The following is a 10,133-nucleotide window of genomic DNA, read 5'->3' on the forward strand; positions in this document are numbered from 1 at the left end:
GTCGTCACTGCGGCTCTGTGCCGGAAGGCAAAGGCGAAGGCCGGTCGAGATACGCTGCCAGCCGGAAGTTCCGAAAACTCCAGGCACGCCAGTTCTGCAACTGCTCGCGAAACCGATCCGCCTCATAGTGGCGCGAGACGAGGCTTGTGCGCGCGACCGCGCCGGTATCACCCATGCGGTTCAGCACCATGTCGATTGCCGGGATGGCCTGGGGTCCAAGCGAGCGCAGATAATACCAGTCCAATTCCGATCCTCCATCCATCGCGCGGCTGTGGCTGACATTGTAGTGGGCGATGATTGCGGCGAAGTTGATGAAGCAACTGACGTAGAGAACTGCAGAAAGCGTCAGCATGTTGGCACCGAAAAGCCATTCGTTCGACTTGTCGAGAGCGATGCGGGACATGATCAGGACGATGCCGATAGCGACCAGTCCCATCCAGACGAAGGCGGCAACGCGCCAGTAGGTCAGTGAATATGCGTCGATGTAGAGGTCGAGCCGCAGGATGGACGAGATGACCAGGACAAAGTTCTGCGCCGACCAGAGATAGACCAGGGCGCGGACGCGGCGATCGGCCGAGGTCGTGCTGCCCGGCCTCAGTGCGAGCAGCACGAAAATCGCCGCCAAGAGTGCCGTGACGATGAGGGCGTAGGCACCGCGATGGGCATAGGCGGCATAGGTGAGCCCAGCGGGCAATGCCACGCCGCCCCAGAGATAAGCGCCGTCGAGGACGGTCTGCAGCGCGAAGATAAGGTTGAACACGACAAGCGCGCGCAGGATCGCCGCCTTGCCGAAGAGCGACTGGTGCAGTCCGGCGGGCGGTTCCAAGTTTGCCTGTGCTTCGGCGATCGGCCGCGGTGCGAAGAGGCGCCATTTGGGTAGCCAACGCGGTAATCTTGGCCTGAGGAAGCTCCAGACGCTGCCAGCCACGACGAGCCAGAAGGCAATCCGCCAGACGTCAAGAAGGTTGAATATGGCCCGGATGTCGATCAGCGACATCCAGTAGCCGATGACGGGATTGGCGATGCCGAACAACGCGACGAACACCATGCCCAGAGCGACAGCCAGCGTCCAAGCGGTAAGGCTGCCAAGGCGCCAGATCTTGCGGCGTCCGGCCAGTTTCCGTAGCCGCGCGATGTCGAATGGCAGCCGGCCGGGGATTGTCAGGATAAAGCCGGCGATGCGCTTGAGGCAGTTTACCGGGCCGGATCGCAGGCGGGCCGAGACCGACAGAGCGAAGGCCGCCAGGCAAAGGGTCGCGACCGTCACCGAAAGCAGGCTGACATTTTCGGCGAGCGGGGCGAGAGCGAGCGCGGCGAGCACAATTTTGAGCGCGAGCGGGCGGGGACGGGGTCCCCGAGAATGAAATGCGATCATTGCACCAGCAGCCAGTGCGGCGAAGATGAAAAGCGAAATGTCCAGCGGCTGCCGGAACAGCAGAAAATCGGCTGCAAGGGTCAGCAGCAATGCGGCGCCAACCTTGGCGGAGATGGTGGACGGGGCATGGCGGAAGTTCATGCCCTACGCTCCAGCTTGCGGGGGAGTCCTGCTGGGCTGCAATATGTGCCAGGGAAGGGCGTGATCGCCTGAGGTGGCGCTGGATCGACCAGCCACCATGCTTCAGTGAGCAGCCGTTTGGGCAGCTGGCGGGGCGTGCGGTGCGTGGGGCTCGATGTCGTTTGCATATGACATCAATGCCGTTGCAGCGGGTGGGTATGGTGGCTGGAACGAGGAGATATTCAGGAGTTTCGTGCAGATTTCGTGCAGAGGGTTGAAGGTCGACCTGGCAAGTGAATCAGCTGCGGCCGCCTGTTGCGGGAGCGATACCAATGGGTCAAACCCGGCGACTGCCTGCCAAGCCCTGGATCACGGCGTCCGGTGGGAAAGGGCGTGGGCCGGCGGTGCGCGGTGCATTAACGCGTCTTTCGGTGAAATGGCCAGAGCAGTTGGCGCCCGAACTCTTCCGGTATGGGGTCGTTATGGATGCCGACATTTTCGGGCCAGGCATCGGCCGGCAGATAGAATGTACCAAAAAGCCTGTCGATCCAGGGGAAATGCACGGCGAAATTCTTGTCGATCGGCCTGACCGCGTGGTGCCAATGGTGAAAACGGGGTGTGACCAGCAACTGTTCCAGCCAGCCGAGCCGTATGCGCATGTTGACGTGGTTGAAGGTGGCTTGTGCTGCCACGATGGCCAGCCAGATGTAGAGGGCGGCTTCGGAAAAGCCGAACAGGAGCACGGGCACCAGAATGAGTGCCCGTGTGACGACGATATCGACCACATGCAGCCTGGAACCCGCCAGCCAGTCCATCGCGCGCGAGGAATGATGGATGGCATGAAACGGCCAGGCGAAACCTATACGGTGAAAGCTGCGATGTACCCAGTACTGCGTCAGGTCGGCAACGAGCATGATCAGCAGGACTTGCGCAATGAGTGGCATGCTCTTGACCTGGGCACTCATGGTATCGGCCTGCCAGGCTTGGGAGACAATCGTCGCAGGTAACAGTGTGAAGAAGGTCAAAAGCTCGACCAGTACGTGACTGACGATGAAATAGAGCCCGTCGGTCGTCCAGCCGGCACGGAACGTTCCATGCTCGGGACGCAGCGGAAACAGGCGCTCCAACGGCACGAAGACGAGTGACAACAACACGACATTGAGGACCAGCCAGTCCAAGCCGACATGAATCGGCGCGTCGCCGTCGTAATCGACATTGACGCCGGTGCCACCCAGAATGATGGCCAGCGTGGCAAAACCGATACCGGCAAGGCCCAGCTTCTTCGACGGCCTGAGCAGGATGTTCAGAGCGGAGAAGAAGAAACCGGCAATGATAGCGAGTACGAGCAGCCCGCGCATGAACTCGACCGGATAGGAGCTGCGCAGTTCGGACGTGGTCAACCATTCCGGAAACCGGAACACCAGGACCGCACAGAAACTTCCGAGGGACAACAAAAGCCCCAACAGACCGGAAAACCAGCCGGATCCGAAACCTTGTGGTCCATGATCACCGAGCATGCGTTCGAACCAGCGGTCAAGCGCCGTGTGGCGGGACGTTGGCTCTGGCGCCGGGTCTGTCAAATGCCCTCACACTGGGTTCACGAACCCGTCCAGTACCTTCTTCTGGCCGGCCTTGTCGAAGTCGATGGTGAGCTTGTTGCCATCGATGTTGGCGATGTTGCCGTTGCCAAATTTCTGGTGGAAGACGCGGTCGCCGACCTCGAAGCGCGAGGGCTCCGTCGCGACCGACTTGGCGACCAGTTCGCCGTCGATTGTGCGGCCCTTGACCGAGCCGCGGCCGGCGCCGAAGCCGGAATCGGTCTCGCCATAGCCTATGCGTTCGACCGAATGACCGGAGCGGGAACCCCAGTTGCGGTCGGTGGCTTCGGTGCGGTTCTGCTGGGCACGCTGCCAGCCCGGCGTGGCGTAGGTGTTGGAGAAGGACTTTTCACCGACGCTGTCGAAACGCGAGGCACCGTAGGGGTTCTGGCGGCCGCCGCCATAGCCGCCATAGGAATTGCCGGCATCAGCCACTTCGACATGCGCCTCGGGCAGTTCGTCGAGGAAGCGCGAGGGAATCGTCGACTGCCACAAGCCATGGATGCGGCGGTTGGAGACGAACCACAGATGCAGGTTCTTCTTGGCGCGGGTCAGGCCGACATAGGCGAGGCGGCGTTCCTCCTCGAGACCCGAGCGGCCGCCTTCGTCGAGGGCACGCTGGTGCGGGAACAGGCCTTCCTCCCAGCCGGGCAGGAAGACGGTCTCGAATTCGAGGCCCTTGGCCGAATGCAGCGTCATGATCGAGACGGCGTCGAGCTGCTCGTCCTGCTCGGCGTCCATGACAAGGGCGACATGTTCAAGGAAGGAACGCAGCGACTCATATTCCTCCATGGAGCGGATCAGCTCCTTGAGGTTTTCAAGTCGGCCCGGCGCTTCGGCCGAGCGGTCGTTCTTCCACATATCGGTATAGCCGCTCTCTTCGAGAATGATCTCGGCGAGCTCAGTATGCGGGGTGTTGTCGAGCGCCTTCTGCCAGCGCTCGAAATTGGCCGCGACTTCGCGCAGGGCGGCGCGAGGCTTGGGCTTGAGTTCGTCGCTCTCGGCGAGCTGGGCGGCTGCCTGCAGCATCGGCACGCCAAGGGCGCGCGCGGTATCGTGGACCTGGCGGATGGCGGCTTCGCCGAGGCCGCGCTTGGGCACGTTGACGATGCGCTCGAAGGCGAGATCGTCGGCACCCTGGGCGACGACGCGGAAATAGGCCATGGCGTCTCGGATTTCCTGGCGCTCGTAGAAGCGCGGGCCGCCGATGACGCGGTAGTTGAGGCCAAGCGTGACGAAGCGGTCTTCGAACTCGCGCATCTGGAACGAGGCGCGCACCAGGATCGCCATGTCGTTGAGATTGTGTTTCTGGCGCTGCAGCTGTTCGATGGTCTCACCGACGGCGCGGGCTTCCTCCTCGGAATCCCAGGCGGCATGGACATTGACCTTGCCGTCTTCGGGATCGTTGCGATCGGTGAACAGCGTCTTGCCGAAACGGCCCTCATTGTGGGCGATGAGGTGGGCGGCGGCACCCAGTATGTGCGCGGTCGAGCGGTAGTTGCGCTCGAGCCGGATGACGACGGCACCGGGGAAATCCTTGTCGAAGCGCAGGATGTTGTCGACCTCGGCGCCGCGCCAGCCATAGATCGACTGGTCGTCGTCGCCGACGCAGCAGACATTCTTCTGCCCCGGACCACCCGTTTCCTGGGCCAGGAGCCGCAGCCACATATATTGCGCGGTGTTGGTGTCCTGGTACTCGTCGACCAGAATGTATTTGAAGCGCTTGTGGTATTCCTTGAGCACGTCAGGGTAGGCGCGGAAGATGCGGATCGGATGACACAACAGGTCGCCGAAGTCGCAGGCGTTCAGCGTCTGCAGCCGGTCCTGATAGGCCTTGTAGAGCTCGCGGCCCTTGCCGTTGGCAAAGGAGCGGGCGTCGCCCTCGGGGATCTCGGCTGGACCGAGGCCCTTGTTCTTCCAGCCGTCGATCATCATGGCGAACTGGCGCGCCGGCCAGCGCTTGTCGTCGAGGCCCTCGGCCTGGATCAACTGCTTGATCAGGCGGATGACGTCGTCGGTGTCGAGGATGGTGAAGTCGGAGCGCAGCCCTGCCAGTTCGGCATGGCGACGCAGCATCTTGACGCCGATCGAATGGAAGGTGCCGAGCCACGGCATGCCCTCGACCGCTTCGCCGACAAGGTGGCCGATGCGCTGCTTCATCTCGCGCGCCGCCTTGTTGGTAAAGGTGACGGCGAGGATCTGGCTGGGGTAGGCGCGGCCCTGGCTGAGGATATGGGCGATGCGGGTGGTGAGCACACGCGTCTTGCCGGTGCCGGCGCCGGCGAGCACCAGAACCGGGCCTTCGGTGGTCTCGACAGCCTGGCGCTGCTCGGGGTTCAGGCCGTTGAGGTAATCGGGCGCTGACGGCGCCTGGCGCGCGGCCATGGCGCGCGCAGCGATACCGCTGGGCGCAGGCGTGCTGGCGGCCCGGGGCGGCATCCCGCCGGGCTCGTCGAAAAAGGGCATGTCGTCCGGAAAGTCTGACATTTGCCCCGAATGTAGTGATTCGGGGCGGAAAGGCCAGAAGTGTCTCTGTTTTGTTCTGGTTTTGCCGGGAAAAGCGAGCGGTGTTGACCCTGCCGCAGGCGCTTTGCTAGCGTGGCTGACGGCTTGATGTGGCCGGCAGTCCGCGCCCTCCGGGGGTATGGCGAACACATCGGACGCTTCCGTCACCTGATCCCATGGGATGGTGAGAGCACCGGCAATGCGGGCACTGATGGGATTTCTCGCCACAACCAGAGGATCGGAAGATCATGCGAACCTATCGTGACGCAAAGGCGATGGCGAAGGCCATGCGCGAGGCGCTTGCCCAGAAGAACCTCGAAGTCAGCCACAGCGAGGCGCTCGAGATCGTCGCCAGACAATTCGGCGTGGAGACCTGGAACATCCTGTCGAGCAAGCTCGAGAAGGCGGAAGAGCCGACAGGCGGTGCGGTGAGTTTCACCCAGCCGGTGCCGATCTTCCGCATATTCGACGAAGACAAGGCGAGGGGCTTTTACGAGGGATTCCTCGACTGCACTTTCGACTGGGAGCACCGCTTCCACCCCGGCGCACCGCTCTATTGCCAGGTGTCGCGCGGCGACCTGAAGCTGCATCTGTCGGAGCATTCGGGCGACGCCAGCCCGGGTGCGACGGCTGTCTGCTACATGAAGGGCGTCGAGGCCTTCCAGAAGGGGCTGATTGCCAAGAACTACAAGTACAACCGCCCAGGCCTGGAGCGGCAGGACTGGGGGCTGGAGTGCCAGGTGATCGACCCGTTCGGCAACCGCATCCGTTTCATGGAAAGCGAAGACTGAGCGCTTGTCGAAGCGCCCGCGCCGACCTCGCGCGGGCGCTTTTTTCGTGGCCGCGGCGATCACGCAACAGTGAAACCAACTACATTTGCATACGTTAAACTCCCGGCCTCGGAACCAGACAGGGAGCGAGAAATGACACGACCTGCCATTACCCAGGCGATGATCGATGCCTATGACGAATACACCCACCTGACACTCGACCGGCGCGGCTTCATGGAGAAGCTGACCAGGCTTGCCGGCTCAGGCGCTGCCGCGGCGGCGATCGTGCCGTTGCTTACGACCAACCAGGCGCGGGCGGCGATCGTCGCCGACGACGACAAGCGGCTGAAGGCCGAGGACATTACCTATCCCGGTGGTGCCGGCGAAATGAAGGGCTATCTGGTCCGGCCGGCCGACGCCACAGGCAAGCTGCCGACTGTCATCGTCATTCATGAGAACCGCGGCCTCAACCCGCATATCCGCGACGTGGCGCGGCGGGTCGCGCTCGAAGGCTTCGTGGCGCTGGCGCCCGATTATCTGTCGCCGCTCGGCGGCACGCCGGCGGATGAAGAAAAGGCACGCGAAATGTTCGGCCAGCTCGATGCGGCGCAGACAGTGGCCAATGGCGTCGCCACGGTGGCGTTCCTGAAGGGCCATGAAAGCGGCAATGGCAAGGTTGGCGCCATGGGCTTCTGCTGGGGCGGTGGAACCGTCAACGCGCTGGCCGTCAACGCGCCCGATCTGGCCGCCGGCGTTGCCTATTATGGCTCCCAGCCGAAGGACGAGGCCGATATCGCCAAGATCAAGGCAGCCCTGATGCTGCATTATGCCGGCAAGGACGACCGCATCAACGCCGGCATAGACGCCTACAAGGCGGCACTGGAGAAGGCCGGCAAGGAGTTCCAACTGTTCGTCTATGACGGCGCCCAGCACGCCTTCAACAACGACACCTCGGAAGCCCGCTACGACAAGGCGGCGGCGGAACTGGCCTGGGGGCGAACGGTCAACTTCTTCAAGGAGAAGCTTGCCTGATCAGGCAAGCGGTGAAGGCGCGCGGCTGGCGCGCCTTTCGGCCGGCTCAGGCCACGCCGCGCTTGGAGCGGGCCTGGCGCAGGATGACGCGCCAGCGCAGCATTTCGATCGGGATCGGCCGGTTGTTGTTGGCGATCTCAAAAAGTTCGTTGTTGATGTTGCGAAGCGAACGCCAGAAATCATAGTCGCTGATGCGAGGGTCGCAGGCGAGTTTGTTGGCCGTTGCTTCGATGTCAGTGTGCATGCCTTGCCTCAAAGCCGTCCGGTGCCCGCCGCCGCGACTCAACTTCGCTTGCATGGGATTGTCGGAGGGCAGCGAGGGGCGATCAACGAACCTCAGGCTGTGGCGCAGGTTATAAACAGGTAAGGTTAATCGCCTGTGGCCTTGAAGCCACTATGCGGGCTTGCGTTTGATGCCGATCGAGCGACCGGCACGCTCGGGCGTCGGCAAGGCGGCATGGGCGGAGCGCATAGCGTCGAGGCTCGCCATGATGTCCTGAGGGAAGGGCGCGACCTTCGGGCCGTTCATGTCGACATGCAGCGACAGCGTCTCTGACGTCGCCGACAGCCAGCCGTCGACATGGTGCAGTTCCTGGTAGACGCGGAAGCGCTTTTCGTCGTGGTCGAGCAGGTGGAAGGTGGCGGTGACCTTGTCGCCAAGATGCAGCTCCCTGACGTAACAGACATGGATCTCGGCGGTGTAGGTGGTGAGCTTGCGATCGCGGGCATAGGCCGCGCCCAGCCCAAGCAGGTCGAGCGCTTCTTCACCGCCGCGGTCGAACAGCACGTTGTAATAGGCCATGTTCATGTGGCCGTTGTAGTCGAGCCAGGCTTTCTCGACCTCCATGACGCTCGAGACGAACGGTGCAGGCATGGACGATCCTCTTGACCTTAAAGCGCCGCGCGTCCGTCAGGACGCGCAAAGGACGCTGTTAAACTTAGGTTTGTGCATGATCCTTTCCGATAATCCCGATTTTCGGGGTCATGCACGGTGGTGCTGGACAAACTGTCGGGGCTGGCAGATTACCGCAGCATAAGGCGCCGGCAAGGCGCCAGGCTGTTCCAAACGCGGAGGAAAACATGGCTCTGAGCGACCTGAAGGCGATGGCGCGGAACGAGGAGGGGATCGCGGCTGCGCTGGGCATCCTCAAGCAGCAGTTCGGCGAGCGCTTCCAGACCGGCCAGGCGATCCGCGAGCAGCATGGCCACACCACCACCTATCTGCCCAACCAGGCGCCCGATGGCGTGGTGTTCGCCGAAAGCACAGCCGACGTGCAGGACGTTGTGCGGGTCTGTGCCGCGCATCACGTGCCGGTCATCGCCTTTGGCACCGGCACCTCGCTGGAAGGCCATGTCAACGCTCCGGCGGGCGGCATATCGCTCGACATCTCGCGTATGGACAAGGTAGTGTCGGTCAATGCCGACGATCTCGACTGCACCGTCGAAGCGGGTGTGACGCGTGAGGCGCTGAACAATTATCTGCGCGATACTGGCCTGTTTTTCCCGATCGATCCCGGGGCGAACGCCAGCCTCGGCGGCATGGCGGCGACCCGCGCCTCCGGCACCAACGCGGTGCGCTATGGCACGATGCGCGAGAACGTGCTGTCGCTCAGGGCTGTCATGGCCGATGGCAGCGAGGTCGTGACCTCGCATCGGGCGCGCAAGAGTTCGGCGGGCTACGACCTGACGCGGCTTCTCGTCGGTTCGGAAGGCACGCTCGGCATCATCACCGAGGTGACGCTCAGGCTGCAGGGCATTCCGCAGGCGATCTCGGGCGGGGTCTGCCCGTTCCCGACTGTCGAAGCGGCATGCCAGGCCGTCATCACGACGATCCAGATGGGCATTCCGGTGGCGCGGATCGAGCTGGTCAACGCGCTGCAGATGCGGGCGATGAAGAATTACTCCAAGCTCGACTATCCCGAAAGCCCGTGCCTGTTTCTCGAATTTCACGGATCCGACGCCAGCGTGGCCGAGCAAGCGGAGAGCTTTGGCGAGATTGCGACGGAGTATGGCGGCGGGCCGTTCCTGTGGACCACTGTCGCCGAGGAGCGGGCGAAATTGTGGAAGGCGCGCCATGATGCCTATTGGGCGTCGCAGACGCTCAGGCCGGGCGCACGTGCCCTGTCGACGGACGCCTGCGTTCCGATCTCCCGCCTTGCCGAATGTATCGCCGAGACAGAGGCCGACATAGCGCGGCTGGGCCTGATCGCACCGATCGTCGGCCATGTCGGTGACGGCAATTTCCACACGCTGGTGCTGATGGATCAGAACGACCCCGCCGACATCGGCAGGGCGGAGGAATTCGTCAAGAGGCTGGCCGAGCGGGCGATCTCGATGGACGGCACCTCGACCGGCGAGCATGGCATAGGCCAGGGCAAGATGGGTCTGATGGAGCGCGAGCACGGCCATGGCGTGCAGGTGATGCGGACGATCAAGGCCGCACTCGACCCGCAGAATATTCTCAATCCCGGCAAGGTGTTACCCGCGGCGGAACAATCGACAGGGCATTGACGTGGCGTGGGCGGTGCTGCTACTGCGGCGCCGTCCAACCAGGAATCTTATGCGTAGAGACTTCCATCGCTGAAGCGTCGGCCCAAGTGCCGATGAGGCCGAAAGGCCAATACAGACGCTTATGCGTCTCAGACTGCTGACAAACCCCTGGCGAGAGTTGGGGGTTTGTGATTCAGTGGGTGATGTTGAAGCGAGCCGGCCCTGAACAAACCGCACTTGAGA

The 10,133-nt window shown here is 62.9% G+C and carries 8 protein-coding genes; 3 read left to right on the forward strand and 5 right to left on the reverse strand.

All coding sequences use genetic code 11. From position 1 onward, the window contains the following. Positions 1-4 precede the first annotated feature (4 nt). From HNQ95_RS26915 to HNQ95_RS26925, 3 genes are all read right to left on the reverse strand, one after another. Positions 5-1,516 carry a DUF4153 domain-containing protein gene (locus tag HNQ95_RS26915; RefSeq protein WP_182575656.1) on the reverse strand — a complete coding sequence of 504 codons (1,512 nt, stop codon included), beginning with the start codon at positions 1,514-1,516 and terminating at the stop codon, positions 5-7. Between the two features lie 395 nt (positions 1,517-1,911). Further along, positions 1,912-2,895, reverse strand: coding sequence for a sterol desaturase family protein (locus tag HNQ95_RS26920; RefSeq protein WP_182575657.1), 984 nt, complete (start codon positions 2,893-2,895; stop codon positions 1,912-1,914). Positions 2,896-3,081: 186 nt separating this feature from the next. Continuing rightward, a complete protein-coding gene (locus HNQ95_RS26925) occupies positions 3,082-5,580 on the reverse strand; it encodes an ATP-dependent helicase (protein WP_154386671.1) in 2,499 nt (832 codons plus the stop codon). A gap of 266 nt (positions 5,581-5,846) precedes the next feature. Between HNQ95_RS26925 and HNQ95_RS26930 the strand changes: the two genes are divergently transcribed. Beyond that, positions 5,847-6,389 carry a glyoxalase superfamily protein gene (locus tag HNQ95_RS26930; protein ID WP_182575658.1) on the forward strand — a complete coding sequence of 181 codons (543 nt, stop codon included), beginning with the start codon at positions 5,847-5,849 and terminating at the stop codon, positions 6,387-6,389. A gap of 132 nt (positions 6,390-6,521) precedes the next feature. Next, positions 6,522-7,400 (forward strand): dienelactone hydrolase family protein, encoded by an 879-nt coding sequence (locus HNQ95_RS26935; protein ID WP_246340995.1) that lies wholly within the window; start codon positions 6,522-6,524, stop codon positions 7,398-7,400. Positions 7,401-7,446: 46 nt separating this feature from the next. Here HNQ95_RS26935 and HNQ95_RS26940 read toward each other — a convergent pair whose 3' ends face one another. Both HNQ95_RS26940 and HNQ95_RS26945 read right to left on the reverse strand, forming a co-directional pair. Further along, a complete protein-coding gene (locus tag HNQ95_RS26940; protein WP_067960475.1) occupies positions 7,447-7,644 on the reverse strand; it encodes a hypothetical protein in 198 nt (65 codons plus the stop codon). A 150-nt stretch (positions 7,645-7,794) separates the two neighbouring features. Next, on the reverse strand, positions 7,795-8,274 hold the full coding sequence (locus tag HNQ95_RS26945) for a thioesterase family protein (RefSeq protein WP_246340996.1): 480 nt from the start codon (positions 8,272-8,274) through the stop codon (positions 7,795-7,797). A gap of 206 nt (positions 8,275-8,480) precedes the next feature. On the opposite strand from HNQ95_RS26945, the gene HNQ95_RS26950 reads away from it, so the two are divergent. Then, positions 8,481-9,911: an FAD-binding oxidoreductase gene (locus tag HNQ95_RS26950; protein WP_182575659.1), complete on the forward strand. Its 1,431-nt coding sequence runs from the start codon at positions 8,481-8,483 to the stop codon at positions 9,909-9,911. Positions 9,912-10,133: the final 222 nt, after the last annotated feature.

It is taken from the genome of Aminobacter ciceronei, assembly GCF_014138625.1.
Lineage (GTDB): Bacteria > Pseudomonadota > Alphaproteobacteria > Rhizobiales > Rhizobiaceae > Aminobacter > Aminobacter ciceronei.